16 protein-coding genes and 4 pseudogenes are annotated in these 22,016 nt (G+C 64.2%); 14 read left to right on the forward strand and 6 right to left on the reverse strand.

The features are described 5' to 3' along the window. Positions 1-414, reverse strand: a pseudogene (locus ACYF6T_RS28315) (IS701 family transposase); the annotation flags it as partial. A gap of 93 nt (positions 415-507) precedes the next feature. Beyond that, the gene (locus tag ACYF6T_RS28320; protein ID WP_461699938.1) at positions 508-1,191 is read right to left on the reverse strand and encodes a response regulator transcription factor; all 684 of its coding nucleotides are present in this window, start codon (positions 1,189-1,191) and stop codon (positions 508-510) included. A 426-nt stretch (positions 1,192-1,617) separates the two neighbouring features. Here ACYF6T_RS28320 and ACYF6T_RS28325 point away from each other — a divergent pair, with 426 nt between their 5' ends. Both ACYF6T_RS28325 and ACYF6T_RS28330 read left to right on the forward strand, forming a co-directional pair. After that, a complete protein-coding gene (locus tag ACYF6T_RS28325; RefSeq protein WP_461699940.1) occupies positions 1,618-1,734 on the forward strand; it encodes a hypothetical protein in 117 nt (38 codons plus the stop codon). A 133-nt stretch (positions 1,735-1,867) separates the two neighbouring features. Next, positions 1,868-2,030, forward strand: a pseudogene (locus tag ACYF6T_RS28330) (MFS transporter); the annotation flags it as partial. An 85-nt stretch (positions 2,031-2,115) separates the two neighbouring features. Here ACYF6T_RS28330 and ACYF6T_RS28335 read toward each other — a convergent pair. Next, positions 2,116-3,123, reverse strand: a complete 1,008-nt coding sequence (locus tag ACYF6T_RS28335) for a LysR family transcriptional regulator (protein WP_461699941.1) — start codon at positions 3,121-3,123, stop codon at positions 2,116-2,118. A gap of 150 nt (positions 3,124-3,273) precedes the next feature. Here ACYF6T_RS28335 and ACYF6T_RS28340 point away from each other — a divergent pair, with 150 nt between their 5' ends. The 12 genes and pseudogenes from ACYF6T_RS28340 to ACYF6T_RS28395 form a co-directional block, all read left to right on the forward strand. Then, positions 3,274-4,431 (forward strand): tartrate dehydrogenase, encoded by a 1,158-nt coding sequence (locus tag ACYF6T_RS28340; protein ID WP_461699942.1) that lies wholly within the window; start codon positions 3,274-3,276, stop codon positions 4,429-4,431. Next, the gene (locus ACYF6T_RS28345; RefSeq protein WP_461699943.1) at positions 4,428-6,107 is read left to right on the forward strand and encodes a hydantoinase B/oxoprolinase family protein; all 1,680 of its coding nucleotides are present in this window, start codon (positions 4,428-4,430) and stop codon (positions 6,105-6,107) included. Before ACYF6T_RS28340 ends, ACYF6T_RS28345 begins: the two co-directional genes overlap by 4 nt. Next, positions 6,104-8,173: a hydantoinase/oxoprolinase family protein gene (locus ACYF6T_RS28350; RefSeq protein WP_461699944.1), complete on the forward strand. Its 2,070-nt coding sequence runs from the start codon at positions 6,104-6,106 to the stop codon at positions 8,171-8,173. The genes ACYF6T_RS28345 and ACYF6T_RS28350 overlap by 4 nt, the downstream gene beginning before the upstream one ends. A gap of 117 nt (positions 8,174-8,290) precedes the next feature. Continuing rightward, positions 8,291-9,568 (forward strand): MFS transporter, encoded by a 1,278-nt coding sequence (locus ACYF6T_RS28355; RefSeq protein ID WP_461699945.1) that lies wholly within the window; start codon positions 8,291-8,293, stop codon positions 9,566-9,568. Between the two features lie 55 nt (positions 9,569-9,623). Further along, positions 9,624-10,613, forward strand: coding sequence for a phosphoglycerate dehydrogenase (locus ACYF6T_RS28360; protein WP_461699947.1), 990 nt, complete (start codon positions 9,624-9,626; stop codon positions 10,611-10,613). Between the two features lie 518 nt (positions 10,614-11,131). Then, a complete protein-coding gene (locus tag ACYF6T_RS28365; RefSeq protein ID WP_461699949.1) occupies positions 11,132-12,361 on the forward strand; it encodes a DUF6351 family protein in 1,230 nt (409 codons plus the stop codon). A gap of 610 nt (positions 12,362-12,971) precedes the next feature. After that, positions 12,972-14,093: an ABC transporter substrate-binding protein gene (locus tag ACYF6T_RS28370; RefSeq protein ID WP_461699950.1), complete on the forward strand. Its 1,122-nt coding sequence runs from the start codon at positions 12,972-12,974 to the stop codon at positions 14,091-14,093. Next, positions 14,090-15,832 carry an ABC transporter permease gene (locus tag ACYF6T_RS28375; protein WP_461699951.1) on the forward strand — a complete coding sequence of 581 codons (1,743 nt, stop codon included), beginning with the start codon at positions 14,090-14,092 and terminating at the stop codon, positions 15,830-15,832. Before ACYF6T_RS28370 ends, ACYF6T_RS28375 begins: the two co-directional genes overlap by 4 nt. Beyond that, complete coding sequence (locus tag ACYF6T_RS28380) at positions 15,825-16,940, forward strand: ABC transporter ATP-binding protein (RefSeq protein ID WP_461699953.1); 1,116 nt, start codon at positions 15,825-15,827, stop codon at positions 16,938-16,940. Before ACYF6T_RS28375 ends, ACYF6T_RS28380 begins: the two co-directional genes overlap by 8 nt. Then, the gene (locus ACYF6T_RS28385; protein WP_461699954.1) at positions 16,924-18,315 is read left to right on the forward strand and encodes an acyclic terpene utilization AtuA family protein; all 1,392 of its coding nucleotides are present in this window, start codon (positions 16,924-16,926) and stop codon (positions 18,313-18,315) included. Before ACYF6T_RS28380 ends, ACYF6T_RS28385 begins: the two co-directional genes overlap by 17 nt. 19 nt (positions 18,316-18,334) lie before the next feature. Further along, positions 18,335-18,667, forward strand: coding sequence for a DUF4387 family protein (locus tag ACYF6T_RS28390; RefSeq protein ID WP_461699955.1), 333 nt, complete (start codon positions 18,335-18,337; stop codon positions 18,665-18,667). Between the two features lie 101 nt (positions 18,668-18,768). After that, positions 18,769-18,931, forward strand: a pseudogene (locus ACYF6T_RS28395) (IS5/IS1182 family transposase); the annotation flags it as partial. A 194-nt stretch (positions 18,932-19,125) separates the two neighbouring features. On the opposite strand, the pseudogene ACYF6T_RS28400 reads toward ACYF6T_RS28395, so the two are convergent. From ACYF6T_RS28400 to ACYF6T_RS28410, 3 genes and pseudogenes are all read right to left on the reverse strand, one after another. Beyond that, positions 19,126-19,676 (reverse strand): annotated as a pseudogene (locus ACYF6T_RS28400) (transposase); the annotation flags it as partial. A 213-nt stretch (positions 19,677-19,889) separates the two neighbouring features. Continuing rightward, positions 19,890-20,597 carry an ABC transporter ATP-binding protein gene (locus ACYF6T_RS28405; protein WP_461699956.1) on the reverse strand — a complete coding sequence of 236 codons (708 nt, stop codon included), beginning with the start codon at positions 20,595-20,597 and terminating at the stop codon, positions 19,890-19,892. 6 nt (positions 20,598-20,603) lie between these two features. Beyond that, positions 20,604-21,986, reverse strand: coding sequence for an ABC transporter permease (locus tag ACYF6T_RS28410; RefSeq protein ID WP_461699957.1), 1,383 nt, complete (start codon positions 21,984-21,986; stop codon positions 20,604-20,606). Positions 21,987-22,016 lie beyond the last annotated feature (30 nt).

Below are 22,016 nucleotides of genomic sequence, written 5' to 3' on the forward strand. Positions count from 1 at the left end.
GGCGGGCATCAGCGGCCCACCACGTCTCGATGTGCCCGTCGCGCAAGTGGCACTCAACCGGCCTCCAGTCACCGGGATTCTTCGGGTCGGTCCCGGCCGGGGCGTGGGCGGCCTCGATGGGGGTGTGCGGCTGGTCGGCCCGGGCCCGGGTGCCGCGGTGAGGCTTGAGCGCCACGACGTAAGCCAGGCCGGCCGCGCGCCAGGTACCAGTCGTCGCTGATTTGGGCAGGCACAGTCGGCGACCACGGCCCGGCAGGCGAGGCCCGCATCCTTGGCCCGGGCCACGAGGGCGGCGGACAACTGCGGCCTGGTGCACAAGGCCGGATCGGACCGGCCGCGGGCGAACTGGAGGGTGGGCGTGTAGGGAGGCGCGTGCAACGGGTTGTACACGCGGCCATCGGTCCACACCGTGGCGGACGCCGGTACTCGGCTGGTGACTGTGGCCCACCTGACGCCGGCCACTCCCGATGCGCACGCCTGGAGCCGCTCCGTCTGGCAGGAGACCTCTCAGGATGCTTGGCGCAATCGCCTTGTCATGAAACTCGCGGGGCTCATGCCAGGGACGACGAATCCGCTCTCATAAGCGAAAGTGACCAGGTGTGCTCGTTGACGGATTCCGAGTTTGCTAAGCATCCGTGCTATGTGGGTTTTCACGGTGAGCGGGCTGATGGCCAGGGTGCGAGCGATCGAAGGGGTGTCCTGACCGCTTGACAGCAAGGCGAGGATTTCGCGTTCCCGGGTCGAGAGTTCTCCCACGAGTTCGCAGTCGATGCGCGGGATCAGGGCGGGCTCGACGGTCGGAGCCGTGCCGAGAGCGACAACGAGCCCGCCATGGCTCACGGTGCCCAGGGCCGCAACGAGTTGTGAGGCGGAGACGTCGGCAGCCAGAACACCTCTGACGCCGGCGCGTACAAGGGCATCTACCTCTTCAGCATCGGCACAGCCCAGTACGACAATGCAGGATACAGGGCGTATGTCACTGATCAGGTCGGTGAGTTCGTCGAATGCTTCATCCTTGATGAGGCGGTCCAGCAGGACCAGGTCGGCGTCGGTACCCGAGATGAGCAGCTTCCGAAGGGCTCGGCTGTCCGCAGGTGCCGCGATGACTGTCATGTCGCCGCTGGATTCGATCACCTTGGTGATGGCGGCGCGTGAGAGGGCTGGTCCACCTGCAACTACTACCTGGATCACGGATACCTGCTCCTCTCGCAGCCTTTCCGTCCTGGATTCTTGGACAGCCGATCTAGTTCGACTGATCCTCGACGATGCACTTGACGGCCGACCCATGGTGATCCTGATGGTTCGTTGACGGTCAGCCACAGAGAGGAAGCCAGCCCAGGTTGAACAGTCGGGACTGTCCTTCTGGAGCGGGGGCATGACCACGAACCAGGAGGCCCTGTGAGGGGCCGCTCTCCAGGCGGCCGGTGCCATCCGGGTGGTGATCGGCTGGCTCAGACGCAGGCTCAAGGTGATGGAGGACGGGGACGGATGGGCCAGGCAGCAGGAACAGAAGCGTGGACCATCTCCCACTCAGGCATCCGTCCTTGGGCGTGTGGCCAGAAACGGTGCCGGCTCCGTCGGCAGCTCGCCGCCGCAGAAGGCGTACGACCACAGTCCATGGCCAAGACCATCGTTGTTTTGGAGGAGGCCGGGCTCGTCACCCGTACCCAGGACCCCAATGACGGCCGCCGGCAGCTCGTTTCGTGGATCGAGCCCTGCAGGAACCGGGACTGAGGAAGAGATGCGCGCAGTTATCACGGCTATGGCGCGCTCGACAAAGTGGCGCAGATGACCCGGCCGACCGCGCGTCTACGGCGTGTGTGTACCTCGCTTCGATTGATGCCTCGGGGCTGGTTTCGATCGACGCCTGGTGGCTTCGACGTTCCTGGGCGCGGCCTTGAATCCGATCTACTCCTTGATGCTCGCGGTCGCGCTGATCGCGATCGGTCGTGCCTTTCAAGCATCACCGTCGCAGACTGCCGACGGTATCAGCCCTCTATCTCGCCACGGCCGTGGGCCAACCAGTCATCCCCTCGTGTCCGGTCTCACCGCCGGCCTGGCGTTCTTGCTTGTGTGCCTTGCAGACCGTTCCCTCAGGCGCGTCGGTCGCGACGTCTAGAAATCGATCAGTGCAGCCGCGCGTAGCTGGCACTTCGGACAGCGTGAGTCCATCGGTTCGGCAGCAGCTTCCAGCCGAGGTGGCAGATGCGCGGCGAGGTAGTCGATGAGTACGCTGACTCGTTGTGGGACGTGCCGGTCCTCCTCGAGCAGGGCGAAGATGTCGGCGGCCGGGGTGGGAATGTCCGGCAGTACGCGGATGAGTTCGCCGCGATCGAGATGGGGCCTGACGTGCCATTCGGATCGCATGATCACGCCACGCCCCTCCAGGGCCCAGCCGGTCACCACGTCTCCGTCGTTGCTGGACAGATTGCCGCTGACGCGCACATGGCGAGGTCGCGCAGAATCCCCGAAACGCCACAGGGCATAGTCGCTCTCGTTCTCGCGCAGCACGATGCAGTTGTGATGCGCCAAGTCCTCGATGGAGGTGGGCTCACCGTGCTGGGCGAGATAGGACGGCGCGGCACAGGGCACGCGCCGGTTCTCGGCCAGGCGGCGCATGGACAGTGACGAGTCAGGTGGTGTGCCTACATGGACGGCGACGTCAAACTCACGCCGGTGCGGCCGGAGGGGCAGAGCGGAAGTGTGCATCACGACGTGTACGTCGGGATGAGCTGCCGCGAATTCGCCCAGTAGCGGGGCGATGTGCGCGCGTCCGAGTCCGAGCGTGGTGACAACGACGATGGACCCGCGCAGACCGCCGGACGAACCGGTGACCGAGTCCTCCAGTTCGCGCACCTGGTCGAGGATGGCTTCGACGCGGGCCGCGTAGAGCTCGCCCTCCGAGGTGAGCACCAGGCGCCGAGCGCCGCGCTGAACGAGCCGGACGTCGAGGCGGCGCTCCAGTGCGCTCAGGCGCTTGCTCACGACGGGCAAGGAACATCCGAGTTCTCGTGACGCCGCGGTCAGCGTCTCGCTCGAGGCGACTACATGAAAGAACTGCATGTCGTCGATCGAAGAGCGGGTGTTGCCCTCGCGACGCCCAGAACGGCGCACGCTTTCCATGGGGGAAAGGCTACCTTGCGCTCCGGTGTCTTGTCAGGAACAGCCACCCCTGGCCAAGGTGGGACGCACATCGCGTCGCGGCAGGGACGTCCTGGTCAGGGCGTTGACCGCACACCAAGCGCATCGATCACATGGCTGAGGGACATTTTCGTGTCACGAAGGTATCGCATTGCCGCAATCCCGGGAGACGGGATCGGCCGGGAGGTTCTCCCGGAAGGCCTGAGGTGCCTGCGGGCCGCCTCCGAGGTCCACGGGTTCGCCCTCGACGTCACCGAGTTCGACTTCGCCAGTGCCGACTACTGGCTCAGGCACGGCGCGATGCTTCCCGACGACTGGCGAGACTCACTCGGCTCCTTCGACGCGATCTTCTTCGGCGCTGTCGGATGGCCCGAGGTGGTACCGGACCACGTGTCGCTCTGGGGGAGCCTGCTGCAGTTGCGGCGGGGCTTCGACCAGTATGTCAACCTGCGCCCGGTCCGGCTGCTGCGCGGAGTGCGGAGCCCGCTACGTGACCACGGGCCCGGAGACATCGACTTCTACGTCGTTCGGGAGAACACCGAGGGGGAGTACTCCAGCATCGGAGGCCGGATCTTCGAAGGCACCGACCGGGAAACGGTGGTCCAGGAGACCGTCATGACGCGTACCGGCGTCGACCGCGTGCTGCGCTACGCCTTCGAGCTCGCCTCCGCCCGGCCCCGAAAGCACCTGACGTGGGCGACGAAGAGCAACGGCATCTCGATCTCCATGCCGTACTGGGACGAGCGGGCGGCCGAAATGGCGGCTCGTTACCCCGAGGTCCGAGCGGACAAGGATCACATCGATATTCTGACCGCCAAATTCGTCCTGCAGCCTGACCAGTACGACGTCGTGGTCGCCAGCAACCTCTTCGGCGACATCCTCTCCGACCTCGGACCGGCCTGCGCCGGCACGATCGGCATCGCGCCCAGCGCCAACATCAACCCCGACCGCACCTACCCCAGCCTCTTCGAACCGGTCCACGGGTCGGCCCCGGACATCACCGGCCTCGGCATCGCCAACCCCGTCGGCCAGATCTGGAGCGGCGCGATGATGCTCACGCACCTCGGCGAACCCGAGGCTGCCGCTCAGATCGTGGCCGCGATCGAAAGTGTCCTCGACGAGGAACCGGACGTCGTCACGCCCGACCTCGGCGGCCCGGGCACCACCGCGGGGCTGGGCAAAGCGATCGCCGCGCGCATCGCGGACGCACTGCCCGAAGGAAGCAGTAGCGACGTGGGCGCCCGTGGCGCAGCCGGTCGCATCACGGAAGGCGAGAACACCGCACCATGACCCGACCGCTTGACGACCCGATCGGCCTCGAGGTGCGCTGGGATCGGCTAGCCGCCGCCACCGACGAGGCAGCATCCACCATGCTTCGCACGGCCTTCTCGACCATCATTCGGGAGTCCAACGACTACACGGTCGTCCTGATGAACCGTCAGGGACGCACCATGGCGGAATCGCGGGCAGGTATCCCGGCCTTCGCCGCGCTGATGAGTTCCCTGATGGCTCATGTCCTGGAGCGGTTCCCCGCCGACCAATGGCAGCACGGCGACTGTGTCATCACCAATGACCCGTGGATCGCTACCGGTCATCTTCCCGACATCGCCATGATCACGCCGGTCTTCCACGACGGCCGGCTCGTCGCGTACGCCGGCACCGTGGCACACGTACCGGACATCGGAGGCACCCCCTCCATGGGCGCGACCGACTTGATCGGCGAGGGCATCCTCATTCCCCCGTTGCGCCTGTTTCGCGCAGGGCAGGTGGAACAGGGGGTGAAGGACTTGCTGCTGGCCAACGTCCGCCTGGCCGACCAGGTGTGGGGCGACCTGGAGGCACAGGCCGCAGCACACGCCGTGTGCCGTAGGCGCGTCCGGGAGTTTCTCACCGACTTCGGGGAGCCGGACTTCGAGAACTTCAGCGCCCAAGTGCACGCCACGACCGACGCAGCGCTGCGCGCCGCTGTGCGGAACGTGCCGGACGGCGTCTACCGTGCGGCACTCGACGCGGACGGAGTGGAAGGACATCCCACTCACATCGAATGCGCGGTGACCGTCCGCGGTGACGAAATCGAGATCGACTACACGGGCAGTTCGCCCCAGGTGTCCTACGCGATCAACTCGACGCTGAACTACACGCGCGCCTACACGATATATCCGCTCAAGGTCCTCCTGGATCCATCGACGAGGACCAACTGGGGCTCTTACCGGGCCATGACGGTCACCGCACCCAAGGGCACGATCGTCAATCCCGTCTTCCCCGCACCCGTCGTGGCCCGGCACCTTACCGGCCACCTTCTGTCCTGTGCCGTGTACCGGGCACTCGCCCCGGTGCTGCCCGACCGAGTCATCGCCGACAGCGGAGGTGCGCCTGCCCTGCGAGTCCGCTTCGCCGGTGTCGACGACGACGGCCGCCCCTACAGCCTGATGCTCTTCGCCAACGCCGGCATGGGCGCCTCGAGGGACGCGGACGGGCTGTCCACGACCGCCTTTCCCACCAACTCAGGCAGCGGAAGCATCGAAGCCCTTGAGGCGGCTTCGCCCCTGCGGTTCCTGCGTAAGGAACTGCGCGCCGGATCGGGCGGCCGGGGTCGGCGCCGTGGTGGTCTGGGTCAGGACATCGAGGTGCACAACCCGACGAGTAGACCGGTCCAGATGGTCCTACTCGGCGACCGGGAGCGGCACCCGGCACTCGGCCTCGCCGGTGGCGAGTCGGGCGCGAGCGCACGGGCCGTGCTGGACAGCGGCGAACGCATCTCGCTGAAGTCGGTCTCGCAGCTTCCGCCTGGGGCGTCGGTGGTGATCTCCTTCGCCGGCGGTGGCGGGTTCGGCAGCGTCGCGGACCGTGAGCCCGATCTCGTCGCCGCCGACGAGATCGCCGGCTACGTCCTTCCGGCCACGAAGGACACCACATCCACGGCGCCGGTAGCACGCAGGAACACACACGAAGGGGTGGTCCGATGAGCCGCACGGTTCGCATCGGCGTCGACGTCGGCGGAACGTTCACCGACCTTCTGCTGCACGACGCGCGCCGAGGCCTGATGTGGCCGGGCAAGCTGCCCACCACCCCGGAGGCCCCCAACAAGGCCATCACCGCAGGCATCACGCGGCTGCTGAAGGAGAGCGACACGGTACCGGGTGACATCGGGGGCATCGTGCACGGCACGACCCTGGTGACCAACACTCTGCTCGAACGTACCGGAGCCGTCGTCGGTCTGCTGGCCACCAGCGGGTTCAGCGACTCCCTCGAAATGGGAAGGGAGACACGGTTCGACACCACCGACCTGCTCGCCCGTCCGGCCCAACCGCTGGTGCCACGCCACCTGCGGCGCGGTGTGCCCGGCAGGATCGCCGCCGACGGCCGCGAACTCGAACCGCTCGACGAGACCGCGGTCCTCACTGCCGTCCGGGACCTGGTGGACCTGGGCATCGAAGCGCTGGCCGTGGTCCTGCTGCACTCCTACCGCAACCCGGAACACGAACATCGCATACGGCGCCTGGTGGCGCAGGCGCACCCGGGCCTCCCGGTGACGATCTCCAGTTCCGTGGCCCCGGTCATCGGAGAGTACGAGCGGGCCAGCACCACCTGTCTCAATGCCTACGTGCAACCTTTGATGACGCGGTACCTCGACGACCTGCAGGACGACCTGGCCACTTTGGGCATCGACGCGCCGCTGCGCATCATGCTGTCCGGCGGAGGCGTCACCACCACCGAGGACGCCAAGCTGTTCCCCGTACGTCTGCTCGAATCAGGCCCCGCGGCCGGCGCCATCGCCGCAGCCTCCGTCGCCCGAACACTGGGCGAGCAGAACGTCATCTCCTTCGACATGGGGGGTACCACGGCGAAGATCGCCGTAGTGCAGGATGGCCGTCCGCGGGTCAAGCACGACTTCGAGGCCGGCCGAGTCGACAAATTCAAGCCAGGGTCCGGACTTCCGGTCCGTCTGACCGTCGTCGACATGATCGAGATCGGTTCGGGAGGCGGCTCGATCGCAGCCCCCGACGCACTGGGGCTGCTCAAGGTGGGGCCGCGCAGCGCCGGATCCGTTCCAGGACCCGTCGCCTACGGCCGCGGCGGTGAGCACCCCACCGTGACAGACGCCGACCTGGTGCTCGGTTATCTCGACGCAGACACGTTCCTCGGTGGCGAAATGCGCCTGCGCAGCGAAGACGCACACAAAGCGTTGACACGTGAGGTGGCCAGCCCCCTCGGACTCGACACTGCGGACGCTGCCGCCGGGATCGTCGAGGTGGTCACCTCCAGCATGGCCGCTGCCGCCCGCATGCACCTGTCCGAACAGGGCAAGGACCCCGCCGACTTCGCGCTGCTGGCCTTCGGGGGAGCCGGCCCCGCACACGCCTACGGACTGGCCAAGGCCCTGAAGATCCCCCGGGTGATCGTGCCGATGCGCGCAGGCGTCATGTCCGCCTGCGGATTGCTGGCCGCCGCTCCCACGGTTGACGAGGTCCGCAGCCTGCCATCCCCCCTCACCGACGTCGACTGGGGCCAGGTCAGCGCGCTGTACGACGACATGGCGGCTCGCGCGACGGCAACCCTCCGGCTCGAGAACCCCGCCTCGGCACGCTCCCGACGATCCGTCGACATGCGCTACCTCGGCCAAGGCTTCGAGATCCAGGTGGAGTTGCCCACGGGCGATCTTGGTCCCTCGCATGTCGGACGTATCCGGGCCGCCTTCGAGTCCGCGTATCGCACGGCGTTCGGCCGCTGCCTCGACGGGCCCGTAGAGATCGTGAACTGGCGGCTTTCGGTGCAGGTCCCCGGTGACAACCTGCCGATGGGAAACATCTCCAGCCCTGGTAAGGGTGCGCATCGCGGTGTCCGCCCCGTCCACTTTCCCGGACACGGCCAGCTCGATGCCACCGTTTGGAGCCGCTACGAGCTCGCGCCGGGAACCGAGATAGCGGGCCCAGCGATCTTTGAGGAGCGCGAATCATCCTGCTCATTCGGACCGGACTGCCGCATCAGGGTCGCTGATGACCTGACCCTCGTCGCCGAGGTCGAACCATAAAAATCAGCGGGCCCGAGCCGAGTCGAGGGGGCGCAACCTCCGCCCCTCGACGCGCCCGCACCAGTACTTCATACAGCAGCCCCCAGTGTGATGGTGGCGCGCGAAGGGACGACCCTCATGACGACGATGTCGGCAGGGCAGCGCTCACGGACCCGACGTATCACGTTCCTCGTCGCTCTCGCGGTCTTCGCACAAGAGTCGACGTGGAATTTCTACGAATCCCAAGTGCCACCGCTTCTGCGGGAGCACCTCACCAGTACAGCCGTTGTGGGCCTGCTGATGGGCATGGACAACCTGCTGGGCATCTTCATCCAGCCCTGGATCGGCAGCCGTTCGGACCGCACCAGGACCTCATGGGGACGACGCATGCCCTACCTGGTGGTCGGAATGCCGATCGCCGCCGCGCTCTTCATGGTCATCCCCCACGTAGCAGCGTCACTGCCGCTCCTGATCGTGATCATGTTCAGTTACGCTCTCGTGACCAACAGCTTCAAACCGATCGCCGAAGCGCTGGTGCCAGACTTCGTCGCACCCGAGCGACGCAGCCGCGCCAACGCCGCAGTCAAGATCGCAGCCAGTGTGACAGCCATCGTGGCGGCGATCATTAGCATCTTCCTGGTCGATCACCACCCATACGTGGCTTTCGCGATCCCCTCAGTCATCATGTTGCTGTCCATCCTCGTACTCGGGCTCACTGTGCGCGACAGCCAATCGCCTGCCTACCAGGCGGCGGTGGCGGACGACCGTGACGGGCACGAGACCGCGCCTGTCAGACAATCAAGTGTCCGGGACATCTTCGTTGAGATCCTCAAGGACACCGACCGGAGTCGGCTGTTGATCATCGCAGCGATCTTTCTCTTCAGCTGTGCTTGGGCCGCATCACGGTCGTTGATCACGCCCTACGGGATGGAGACCCTCGACATGTCACGGGGAGCTGCCGGCGGCCTCATCCTGCCCAGCGGTATCGCCTTCATCGTGGCGGCATACCCGGCCGCGATACTGGCCGAGCGCTACGGGCGACTCAGGATCATGATGATCGGAATGTCGATCTTCGCCGGCGCCATGGTGCTGGGAACCCTTGTCCAGACACCGACCGGGACTGTCATCGCCATGTGCATCGCGGCAGCCGGTGCTACCTGCTTCCTGGTCAACGCAGTGGTCGTTCTGTGGAATCTCGCACCCTCCGCCCATGTCTTCGGGACCTATGCCGGCCTCTATACCGTCGGCTGGGCCAGCGGCGGCTTCATTGGACCGGCTCTGGTGGGCGGCATGGTCGACATCACCGGTTGGCGCCTGATGCTCATCGACAATGCGCTCGTCGTTGTGCTCTCGGTCGTCATCGTCACCAGAATCGGCTCCCTGCAGCAACGAGTCGCCGCCCCCGCCTGCAAATGACGAACCCAGCCCCGCCAGCTCTGCATGACTGCACAGCCAACATGAGGAACACCGCGTGCCCCACATTCTGATCACAACCGACTACCTGCGCCCCGGCGACGAGGTGGATCAGTATCTTCGCCGGCACGGCCACTCCACGGTCCACTCACCCATGCTCGGCAGACGCGATCCGGACCAACTCGCTGCCGCCCTCGATGGGGTCGACGCGGCACTCGTCGCCAACGAGCCCCTGACCGAAGACGTTCTGGCACGCGCCTCCCGGCTGCGTGTCATCGTACGGACCGGGGTGGGTTACGACTCGATCGATGTCGCCGCCGCGGCGAAGCGGGGCATTACGGTGAGCAACCTGCCCGGGATCAACGCCAACGCCGTGGCCGAGTACACCATCGGCCTGTTGCTCGCGACGGCGCGGCGCCTGGTGCAGAGTGCGATGGGGGTCGCGGCTGGCGGCTGGCCGCGGGTGGACGGACACGAGCTGCGGGGGGCGACGCTCGGACTGATCGGGTACGGGGCGGCCGCGCGCGCCGTGGTGCCGCTCGCCCAGGCGTTCGGCATGCGCGTGTTGTGCACCACCGCGGTGCCCGAAGACGAGCGGATCGACCCGTCGGTGCGGTTCGTGGAACTGCCCGAGCTGCTGGCGGTCTCCGACTACGTGTCGGTGCACACCGCGCTGACCGAACGTACCCGGGCACTGCTGAGCACGTCCGCCTTTCAACAGATGAAACCATCGGCGGTCCTGGTCAACACCTCGCGCGGGGCCATCGTCGACGAACAGGCTCTCGCCGACGCCGTGCGCACGGGGGAGATCGCCGCGGCGGCCCTTGACGTGGTCAACGAAGAACCGCTTGCCGCAGACAGTCCGCTGAGGGGCGTCGAGGGGATCGTCGTCTACTCGCACCTCGCGGGACAGTCCGCCGAAGCCCGGGCGGCCACCGGACTCGAAGGCGCTGCCGAGGTAGTGGCAGCTCTCGCAGGGCGACCAAGGTTCGCGGTGAACGCCCACCTGTTGCCGGGGCACAGCAGCACCCTCGCCAGCAACACATGACTGTCCGCCCTCTGTGTGCCAGAGGCCGGGAGAACATCAACGACGCCACAGCGGCCCGGTGAGCAAGGTCAGAGCGCTGGTGCTAGCAGGCATGCTGGGAGCCGGCTTCCCCGAGGCGACCATCGAACGCAGCCTCGCGCTCTGCGCCGACGCAATTTCGGTCGGCGAAGGAACACCTGACTCCGGCAGAAGACCATCCCGGGTGAACGAGCCTCCAGACCGGTGATCGCATCAATCACCATGTGACGATCAGCACTTGAAGGAGATGTTCCTTGGCCATACTCGCGTTGCTCACCAGCCACCCCGCTCTACTGGCCCGCAGAGGGCTTTCGGCCGTCCGCCGCAATCGTCTGGCCATCGCCGCAGCAGTCGTCGCGGCCACAGTCCTCGGCACACTGAGCGTCGTAACCACTGCCTCGGCCAGCAGCGCGGATCCGGCTGTCGCAACATGCCCGTCCACCCTCCTGGGGAAAGCTCAGTGCTACACAGGCCGTGACTCCCACGGTGCGTATTACGCGATGGCCATCCCGAACCACTGGAATCACTCCCTCGTAGTGCACGCCCATGGCGGACCCGACTTCTCCTACGACTCCTCCTCACCCATCGAGGACCTGGACCGCTGGGCAGTTATGGTCGACGAGGGCTACGCTTGGGCCGGTTCCTCGTACCGGCGCGGTGGATACGGCGTCAGCATGGCCGCCGAGGACACGGAGAACGTGCGTCGCCTGTTCGTCAACCGCTTCGGCCGTCCCGCCCGTACGTACCTGCACGGCCAATCCTGGGGTGGCAATGTCGCCGCCAAGGTCGCTGAGACGTACGGCAGGCAACACGGCACCTACGACGGAATGTTGCTGACAAACGGTTTCCTGGCCGGCGGCTCGCGCGGTTACGACGCCCGCGTGGATCTGCGCGTGGTGTATCAGTACTACTGCCGCAATCTTCCCCGGCCGACGGAACCGCAGTACCCACTGTGGCAGGGGCTGCCCGCAGACTCGCCCCTGACGCCAAACCAGGTCCACGCCCGCCTGCAGGAGTGCACGGGCATCGATTCCGCCCCCAAGGACCGGACACCACAGCAGCAGCTCCACCTCAACGACATCCTGGCCGTTACCCGGATCCCGGAACGCTCGCTGGACGCACATCTTCAGTATGCGACGTTCTTGTTCCAGGATGTCGTCACAAAGCGACTCAAGGGCCGAAACCCCTTCAGCAACCGGGGAGTGCGGTACAACGGCTCACACGACGACAAGGCCCTCAACGCAGGTGTCGCCCGATTCTCGGCCGACCCCACGGCCCGCAGGGACCTGTCGTACGACAGCGACCTCACTGGGCAAGTCACGCTCCCGGTCCTGACTCTCCATGGGATCGACGACCCTCAGGTTTTCGTGGAGCACGAGGCTGCCTACCGCGCCACGCTGCGGGGCGCAGGACGGGATGGGAACCTCGTCCAGACATTCACGAGGGAGACGGACCATAGGGCGTTGAGCAACGCTGAATACGCCAACTCCATTGCTGCGCTTGACACTTGGGTGAATTCCGGCAGGAAGCCCACTCCCGGCTCCATCGCACGATCCTGTGGCGCCTTCGGGCGTATCTACGGTGCCGGGTGCTTCTACGCGCCCGAGTTCCGTCCCTCGCCGTACGCCAACCGGGTCCGGCCTCGGCCTGGTGGCCTGCACTGGCCCGCCATGACTGCCACCCAACAGCGCGCGTGGAGCCGGATCGAGGGCGTGGGAATCGCACCGTGACTCTTCGGGTACGGCCGTCAAGGCGCGGCCGGCGGGAGAGGTTCGGCGCGGTGGGGCGTGCGGCTGCTCAAGATCAGCTATCGGCCCAAAGATCTCCGGCGTAACTGGTTGACAATGCTGCTGTAGCAAATAACATACTTTCTATGGAGGCGGGCTGGTCCTACATCGATCGAGGACCGATCGTTCTCCATACTGCTTAAATCGCCCAAACGAGGCCAATGGCCAGTGCATCGCAGGCCAAGGCCACTCGCCTGGTGGGGCGGATACTCTGCTCAACGAGAGGACTGCTGCATCCCCGAGTTCCGCCTGAGCATTGCGTACATGTCGAGATCGGTGCGCAGACGAGCGTGCTGCTCGGTGAAGACAGGCGAAGGCACAACATAAGGCGTGACCGGCAGCCGATCCCGCGGTGTGCCGACTCGTCTCACGCATCTCCATATCCACCGAGTCGACAGCGGGATTCGGGGTGCGGAAATAGTCAACCACTGGGGCCGTCTCCGTCCACCCGGGCACGTTCATGTTGCACTGCAGCGGCAGTGCCTCCGTGGCCCGCGGAGGCCCCTCTGAGGTGTGCGCACAGGAAAAGTGCTATAGCAAATATGGAGGATCAATGATGACCTCGCGTTCCAGGGCTTGCATCCTGACCGCCGCTTGCGCGGTCGTTCTGACCGCATGTGGTGGCACGCCGGATGTTGGCGGGTCAACAGCACCGACGTCTTCGGTGAATGTGGGCAAAGCCGCACCCCTCACGCCGCTTGACGCGGCAACGATTGCCCGGGCCCGGAAGCAGGGATCAGTCCTCCTCTACACAAACGCGGACGCTGATCAGACAGCACCGATCGCCAAAGCCTTCGAGGCAAAGTACCCCGGTATCAAACTTCACGTACTTAACCTCAATGACTCGCAGACTTTCCAGCGCTATGCCACTGAAACTGCTACTGGCGTACGCACTGCGGACGTCATCATGGCTACAGATGCGGCCGGCATGTTGACCTTCGCTCACGAGGGCAACGTCCTCGACTACACGGATCCCAACGTCAAGTATCTTCCCAAGTACGCACAGCTCGCCCCGGGCGTGGTCGCCATGTCGGAGGACCCGCTTGTGGCCGTGTATAACACTGCGCTCATCCCCAAGGGAAAGCAACCCAAAGATCTCAAGTCGCTGGCAAGGTTGTCCAAGTCACTCAAAGGAAAAGTGGGAACCACAGACATAACCAACCCCGTGTCCTTTGGTGCGGTCACCGCCTACACAACCAAGTATGGCGAAGCTGGCTGGAAAATCCTCGAGACTCTGGGCCCGAACACAGGGGTCGAATCAGGAAATGGCAACCTGATGCAGAAACTGGCGCAAGGCCAGTACCAAGCAGCCTATTTCGTTCCTGGCTCGGTTCGGGCGCTAATCGAAGGAAACCAGGCTGCGAAGATTCTTAGCTACACATATTTGACGGACGGAACGCCGTTGCTTCCGCGGGGCATCGCCATCACAAAGAAGGCTAGCTCGCCGGACGCAGCCAAGGTATTCGTGAACTTTCTTTTGTCGATCGAAGGACAGCAGGCCGCCTGCAAGGGTGGGTTTACACCCTATCGCGACGGGGTGAAATGTGATTACGGTCTTCCAGCCATTAAGGAAGCCGTAGGCGCAGGCAACATGATGGTCGGCGGCTACCCGAAAGACATCGTCAACCAGAAGGCGGCCATCGTCGGGCGTTGGAACAAGGCGTACAACCGATGACCATCACCAGATCGCAGCCGGCACAACTCGAATCCAACCCATCGCCCCTCCGGCTCCGACGGCGATTGCTGTCCACTAATGCAAGTCACTACATTCTCTGGGCGCTGGCCCTCCTGGTCATCGTCGGGCCCATTCTGCCGATTGTGGCCGCCTCGTTGTGGTCCACACCGTTGTACGAGGCAGGAGGGCACCTGACTGGGGCGAACTTCAAGGACCTGTTGACTGACCAAAGCTGGTGGACCGCAGTGGTCAATTCGGTCGAATTTGCAGCCCTCAACACCGCAGGATCCATCATTGTCGGTGTAGCGTGTGCAATCCTGCTCACTCGGACGAACATCCCCGGACGTCGAGTCCTGACGACTTTTCTGCTCATTCCGATTGCGCTTCCGGGTCTCGTGCTCATCATTGGCTGGGCTGCCATGTGGACCCCGGCCGGTTTCGCCTCGTCATGGCTTAAGGCGAATACCATCCTAAGCATGCCGGTCGACCTTTACAGCATCCCCGGCATGGCCATGGTCGCGATGAGCGTAGCTTCTCCGACGGTCTTCCTCCTGTGCCGCAGTACGCTCCTATCGGTTGATCCCGTGCTCGAAGATGCTGCCCGTACACTGGGCGCCAGCCCACTGCGTAGTCTCCTCACGGTGAGCCTGCCCCTCCTGCGGCCGGCAATCACGAACGCATCGCTCTTGGTCTTCGCCCTATCGATGGAGGTCCTCGGGCTGCCTCTCATCCTGGGCTTCTCAAATAAGATAAATCTGATTTCCACGTATCTTTACCAGCACTGGGTCAACGATGCCCAACAAGGGCTGGTGTCAGCAGGTGCCGTATTCCTGCTTTTGGTCGTCTCCGGATTTCTCGCACTGCGCAATTGGCTCGTGGGTGATATAGCCCGGTTCACTACCATGACCGGCAAGCCTACCGGCGTTCGAATCGTGAAGCTGGGGCGCTCCCGGTGGCTCATGGCCACTGCTGTCGCACTCTTTCTGCTTGTCTTCGTGGTCGTACCACTAGCCGGTGTCGTGTTGGCGGCATTTACTTCCATCCTGTCACCCTTCATCTCCCCGTGGAGTGTACTGACCTTCGACAACTTCTCTGCTGTCTTCGACAACCCGCTCTACACGAATTCTATCGTCAACAGCCTCCTCATCGCTGGCATCGGTGGCGCCTTGACGACCGTAGTCATCGCTATCCTGTCGGTGACTGCACACCGCTCGCGGTTCCGATTTCGTGGTTCCTTGCAACAGGGAATGTTGTGGCCGCGTATGATGCCGGCACTCGTCACTGGGATGGCGTTCTTCTGGAGCTTCGCTATCCTCGACAAATCCGGAGCCATACGGGCTAGCCTGTGGGGTATCGGTATAGCGTTCGCAGTCCGCAGCCTAGCTCTCGGCTACAGCGCCTTCTATCCCGCTCTTGCGAGTATCGGTACCGAACTCGACCATGCTGCTCGGACCTCCGGGGCCAGCTGGTGGAAGGCGATGCGCACTATCATCCTCCGCCTCGTCACCCCCGCGATGGGCGCCGCGTTTGTGCTGCTCTTCGTAGCGATGCTCAATGACGCTGAACCGGCCGTCTTCCTTGTTACCGACAAGACCCCCGTCCTCGGCCTCACGATGCTGCAACTAGCAGCAACAAGTATCGGCGGAAGCGTTGCAGCTTTGGGAGTAATCCAGATGGTCATTACTTTGGTCGTTCTGGGCGCGGGTCGCGCCCTGCTGGGAGTGCGTCCTCGTGCCTAGTCTTCACCTCGACGGAATCACCAAAAAGTTCGCCGGATCCACTGCTCTCCACGAGCTTTCGCTCACCGTTCAGGATGGCGAAATCTTCACTCTGCTAGGTCCCAGCGGTTGCGGGAAATCCACCACTCTGTGGTCCATCGCGGGTCTGCACCAGCCCGATTCAGGACGTATCGCTTTCGACGACCGCATCATGTTTGAGCATGGCCGCGTCAACGTAGAACCCGAACACCGAAACTGTGGTGTGGTCTTCCAGTCCTATGCCATATGGCCACACATGTCCGTTGCTGAAAACGTTGGATACCCTCTCAAACTGAGAAAAACGGCCAAAGCCCAACGTGATCGGCGCGTCCGGGAAGTTCTTGAGCTCGTCGAACTCGGCGACCACGCCACGAGGTATCCGCACGAACTTTCAGGTGGCCAGCAGCAACGCGTCGCTATGGCCCGCGCGCTCGCCCACCCGCCTGACATGCTGCTTCTGGACGAGCCCTTCTCAAACCTGGATGCCAAACTCCGAGACCGATCTCGACAGTGGCTCAAGACACTTCAGTCACAAGTTGGCGTTACCACCGTCTTCGTAACCCATGATCAAGACGAAGCTCTTTCCTTCAGTGACCGCGTGGCAGTCATGAACCTGGGGAAGGTCCACCAGGTTGGCACCCCCCGCGAGATCTATGAACACCCGGCCGACTTGTTCGTCGCAGACTTCATCGGGACCGCCAATATTCTTCCTGCCAGCGTCACCGCAACGGACGGTACGCATGCTTTTCTGCGCGTCGAGGGCATCGACCACTCACTGAAGGTTCCGCACACGCGCAAGCATTCGGGCCCAGTGCAAATCTGCATCCGGCCGGAGAACATCACGATTCATCGTGGCGGCAGTGAGGGCAGCCCTCCACAGGGTGCACTCACGGTCAAGATCGAGAACCAGGCCTACCTCGGCGACCACTACCGGTACACCATCCGCATCGGCAGCACACCTGTGACCGTAACTACTACACGCCCCGTAACTAACGGTGAGATCACGATCAGCCTTTCACCGGACGACATCCGGATCTTCAACAAGGAAGGCAATGTGAACGAGGAGAGTCAGCATGCAGCGTTCCACTGATACACCCGCCCGAGTCGGAATCCTTACTCCTGCCGGCATGCTCGGCGCCGGCTTCTCCTCGGAGACCATCGAACGCGGCCTCACCCTGAGCCCGGATGTCATTGCGATCGACGGCGGCTCCACTGACTCTGGCCCCCACTACCTTGGCGCCGGCGTTCCGAAGACGACAGCCGCTGCGGTCCGCAGAGATCTACGCATCCTCCTGAAAGCCGCCGCCAGTGCCAACATCCCCCTCATTGTCGGTTCATGTGGCACCAGTGGCACTGACGCCGGCGTTGACTGGGTTGCCGAGATCACAGCAGAAATCATGGCCGAAGAAGGCCTCGATTTGAAAGTCGCCCGTATTTACAGTGAACAGAGTGCCGAATCACTCAAGGATTCACTCCGCGCAGGACGTATCCATCCCCTGGCCCCGCACGGGCCGCTCCAGCCGGAAACACTCGACAGCTGCACTCACATCGTCGGAATGATGGGGCATGAACCACTTGTCGAAGCCATCCAGGAAGGCGCACAGGTCGTCCTCGCAGGGCGGGCCACAGACACAGCTGTCGCTGCAGCAGTGCCCCTGATGCTCGGAATGCCGGCAGGCCCTACCTGGCACGCAGCCAAGATTGTCGAATGTGGCGGACAATGCACCACCGATCCACGTCTTGGTGGTGTCTTCGCCACCATCGACCAGGATGGCTTCACCATCGAGCCTCTCGACATCACGAATGTCTGCACCCCTACGTCGGTCGCAGCCCACATGCTCTACGAGACGGCTAACCCCTACCGGATGCGTGAGCCCGCAGGCACCCTGGATGTCTCCAGCGCCACCTATACAGCTCTCGACGAACGTAGAGTGCGCGTTGAGGGATCCCGTTTCGAATCGGCCGAACAACGCACCATCAAACTTGAAGGTGCCCGCGTCACTGGTTACGAGACCGTCTCTTTCACCGGCATCCGTGACCCGTACATCACTTCCAATATCCAGCGCTGGGCCTCGGACCTACGGCTCATCCTCACGGATCGCATCCGTCAGACGCTCGGTCTCAGTGACGACGACTACAGGTTGGACATACGCCTCTACGGGCATAACGCCATCCTTGACGACATCGAACCTGACTGCACACCCCCTCGGGAAGTCGCCGTCATGCTTGTCGCCAATGCTCCTTCCCAGGCCACCGCCACTGCGATCGCCAAGATCGCCAACCCCCTGATGCTGCACCTCCCACTGCCTGAGATGAAGTATCTGCCCAGCTTCGCATTTGCTACATCCCCGGCAGAAATCGAGCGTGGCGCAGCCTACGAGTTCGTCCTAAATCACGCCGTCGACGTCGAGTCGCCCACCATGATGTTCCGTACCCAACACTCCCGAGAGGTTTCCCGTGCCTAAGGGTTCCGAATCCCCACCCGTGCTCAGCGATTTTGCGCTGGAAATTCGCTCCAAGAACGCTGGCCCGTTCTGGGTTACCATGGAAGCCTTTATGAAAGACAGCGCAGCGTACGCCATCGCCGCCGATGAAGCCTTCCTCAACGAGAAGGTAGTCGCTGATCTGTACAAAGTAGATGCTGCGCAGGTTCAGATCTTCCGCATTCCTGATCTGAACATCGTGAAGATCTCCTTCCCCCGTCCTGTCGCCCAAGGGAGCCTGCGAGATCGCGACATACACGCTGGCCAACACCACGTCCCCCTCGCTCTCCTGAGCGTGCCGGATCGGCTTCTCACGGTGGGGGACGACCGGTAGTTCGTCAACCTCGATCTTTCGCGAGGGTCCGCCGACGGAGTCCGGCGGGCCCTTTCGCTCTCCGGAGCTGAAGGTGCGCAGGCCGAGCGGCACCGGTGTGAAACTCGCAGGTCGTCATGGAACTGGCTGGTCGCACGCTGTGGCTCTCACCGGCCCTGCCCGGCCTTACGCACGACCTGACCACCGCGGCAGGGCTTCCCCGCCCTCGCCGGCAGGGCCCCCATGGGCGCGGGCAAGTGGGTCACGACTGCCAAACGCCGGCCGTCCAGGCGAACCGCCGGCAATCCTGGCGAATCTTCCCCAGAGTCCGATGCAGCCCCACCCACATGACGTCATCCATAAAGGGGCGGGGCCGATCAAGTGCGGTGCTCGTCCGGGTCCTTTCTATTGCTCGTTGGGCGGCGGGCTCTGCCAGGGGACAGCGGCCCGGCGCGGGATGCAGATGGCGATCGTTGCTGGAGGCTGCGGTTCTTCAGCCCGGTGAACACCTGCAGCCGGTACTTCGCTCCCTCGCCGCCTTCGCCGGCCCAGATGCCGAGGATGGCCCGCTCGCTCTCCACGGTCACCGCCATGACGAGGTGGATCGGCCGGTTGGCGGTCTGCTGGTCGCGGATCTTCACGTTGATGACGCCGACGAACAGGACCGGGTAGACGCGATCCATTGGGCGGCCCTGCCAGGCGGCCATGCCGTCCATGACCTGGTCGGTGAGGGTGGAGGTGGTCTGCCTGGACACCTCGGCCTCGTAGACGTCGGCGAGATGGGCGGAGATCTCGCCGGGTGTGAGGCCCTTCGGGGACAGCGACCGCACCATCTCGTCGCCTCCGGTCAGCCGCCGCTGCCGCTTCGGACGATCTGCGACTCGAACGGGCCCGAGGTGTCTCGCGGGACCTTGACCTCGACCGGCCCGACGTCGGGCAGCACGGTTTGGGCCCGGCCCCTGTTGCGGGAGTTGTCGCTGCCCCGGCCGGGCGCATCGGATTTCTCATAGCTGAGATGGTCGGTGAGCTCTCGGGCTCAGGCTGTCACACCTGCGCACTTTCCTCAGGCTCCACGTTCTCCAACTCCACGGCAGTATCAGTCACTTGACGTCTCTGCCGTGATCGTCGGATCCGCCATCAGACTTACCCGCCCGGACACGCCACCGGCGAAGGAACCTGACCAAGCACTACCAGGAAGCGCGGGGGAGCAGCGGAGGTGCTGCCACCGGCAGTGCACCCGTCTTCATCGGGCGTTCACCTCTTCCGTGAGCTTGCCCTTGCGTAGATGGAGGATGCGGTCAGACTGAGTGGCCAGTAGCTGAGAGTGGGTGACGACAACCACGCATTTTCCCTGCTCGTGGGCGAGTTCACGGAAGATGTTGATGATGTCTTGAGCGGTGTCCTCGTCGAGGTTGCCGGTGGGTTCGTCGGCGAAGAGGATGTCGACGTCGCAGGCGAGGGCGCGAGCGATGGCGACACGTTGCTGCTGGCCGCCGGAGAGGTGCATCACGTTGCGGGTGGCCATCGACTTGTCGAGGCCGATCTTTTCCAGCAGGTGCAGGGCGTGTGTTTTGCGGCTGCCGGTGGTGGGTTTGGTGCCCGTTATCTCCATGGCGCACGTGACGTTCTGGAGCGCAGTCATGTAGGTGAGGAGGTTGTACTGCTGGAAGATCGTGGCGGCGTGCTTGTTGCGGTAGCGGCCGAGGCCGAGTTCGGTGAGGTTCCGTCCGTCGAAGCTGATGATGCCCTGGGTGGGGGTGTCCAGACCGCTCGCGAGGCTGAGTAGCGTGGTCTTACCACTGCCTGAGGGGCCAAGGATGGTGTAGAAGGTGCTGCGTTCGAAGGTGTAGGAGATGCCCTTGAGCACAGTGGTCGTGCGGCGCTGGCCTGAGTAGGTGTGGCTGACGTCAGTGAGGCGCAGGACGGGCGGGGGAGCGGTGGGGCTGGTCATGGTGGGTCACTTGCCTTCCGTAAGGATGGTGCGGGGGCTGAGGCGCAGCACGGCGCTGGCGGGGATGGCGGTGGCGAGCAGTGCGATGCCGAGGCCCACGCCGCCGACCGTGGCGAGGTCCGCCGGGGCGAGCGCGACCGTGATCTTGTCGATGGGGTCGGCGTTTTCTACGGGCTTGTCGTTCGGGTCGATGCCTTGGTCGAGACCCGTGCTGCCAGGGGCCGGTGGGCGCCAGGAGTTGAGCTTCTTCTCAGCGGCAGAGGCCTCCTTGCCGAGCAGTGTCTGGCCGGCGCTCTGCGTCAGGTTTTGGGCGAAGAACGAGCTCATGCCGATGGCGATGGCTGCGACTACGACGATTTCCATGGCCTGCTGGGTGATGAGCTTGCTCTTCTTCTCGCCCATGGCCAGCAGGACGCCGTATTCTTTGCGCCGCTGCTTGACCGCGAGGTTGACAAGAAGGATGAGGACGGCCGCGCCTGCGATGCCCATCAGCCACATGGCGACGGTGGCGGTGGAGCGGATGCTCTTAAGAGGGCCCGTCATCTGCTGGATGGCCTTGTCATTGACGTCCAGCGTGAAGCCGTCGAGCGCCGAGCCCGCGATCTTCTTCGCCTTGTCCTTGAACGCGCCTTGTTCGTCGGCGTTCTGGAGGAGGAAGGTTGCCTTGCCGACCTTCAGTGTCCTCTTTCCTTCGGACTCGAGTGCGGAGATACCTCCCACTGTGCCGTACATCAGGTTGGCCGGACTCAGGAAGTTTTCGGGATCGGGTTCGGTGCTGGGGCGCGGGTCACGGTAGATGCCGGCCACGGTGTAATCGGCCGTCGTCTTCTCGTCGTTGGCGGTCAGGGTGATCTCGTCGCCGACCTTGAGATCGTTCTTCCTGGCCAGCCGCTCCTCGATCAGGAGTTGCTTCTTGTACTTGTCAGCGGCTGTGAGGTGTCTGCCGGACAGAAGGGTGAACTTGCCGCTGCGGAAGTCGGGGAGCAGCGAGGAGTCAAGTACGCCTGTGACCGAGGTCCCGCCGGGACCCATGGACTGGGTCTTCGGCCCGCCGTCGACCAGCTTGTACCTGCCTTTGAGGATGGCACGGTCCCACATCGAGTAGGTGTACTTCTGCACCTGGGGCAGCGCACCGAGCTTGTCGACGGTCGTGGCGTCGATACTCGGGGCCAGTGCGCCACCGCCACTGCCCTGTTGGTGTATGTCCATCTCCAAGTTGACTTCGGCGCCCACGGAGCGTTTGGCCTCCTGCTCAGCATGGGCCGTCGCCTCCTGGATCAGGATTCCCGCCAGCACCATCACGGAGATGACGAGGAAGGTGGCGAAGGTGATCAGGGTGCGGCCCTTTCGGGCCCACAGACTCAGCCCCGCGCGTTTGACGAAGTTCATGGGTATTCGCTCTCTCAGTCCCTGTTGGTG

It is taken from the genome of Streptomyces sp. 7R007 (genome assembly GCF_054850255.1).

Bases quoted from the DNA above. Each gene is read 5' to 3' on its own strand.
- ACYF6T_RS28365 (WP_461699949.1), top strand. From the start codon at position 11,132: ATGGCCATCCCGAACCACTGGAATCACTCCCTCGTAGTGCACGCCCAT.
- ACYF6T_RS28345 (WP_461699943.1), top strand. From the start codon at position 4,428: ATGACCCGACCGCTTGACGACCCGATCGGCCTCGAGGTGCGCTGGGAT.
- ACYF6T_RS28350 (WP_461699944.1), top strand. From the start codon at position 6,104: ATGAGCCGCACGGTTCGCATCGGCGTCGACGTCGGCGGAACGTTCACC.
- ACYF6T_RS28325 (WP_461699940.1), top strand. From the start codon at position 1,618: ATGGCCAAGACCATCGTTGTTTTGGAGGAGGCCGGGCTCGTCACCCGT.
- ACYF6T_RS28405 (WP_461699956.1), bottom strand. From the start codon at position 20,597: ATGACCAGCCCCACCGCTCCCCCGCCCGTCCTGCGCCTCACTGACGTC.
- ACYF6T_RS28370 (WP_461699950.1), top strand. From the start codon at position 12,972: ATGATGACCTCGCGTTCCAGGGCTTGCATCCTGACCGCCGCTTGCGCG.
- ACYF6T_RS28385 (WP_461699954.1), top strand. From the start codon at position 16,924: ATGCAGCGTTCCACTGATACACCCGCCCGAGTCGGAATCCTTACTCCT.
- ACYF6T_RS28375 (WP_461699951.1), top strand. From the start codon at position 14,090: ATGACCATCACCAGATCGCAGCCGGCACAACTCGAATCCAACCCATCG.
- ACYF6T_RS28410 (WP_461699957.1), bottom strand. From the start codon at position 21,986: ATGAACTTCGTCAAACGCGCGGGGCTGAGTCTGTGGGCCCGAAAGGGC.
- ACYF6T_RS28355 (WP_461699945.1), top strand. From the start codon at position 8,291: ATGACGACGATGTCGGCAGGGCAGCGCTCACGGACCCGACGTATCACG.
- ACYF6T_RS28335 (WP_461699941.1), bottom strand. From the start codon at position 3,123: ATGGAAAGCGTGCGCCGTTCTGGGCGTCGCGAGGGCAACACCCGCTCT.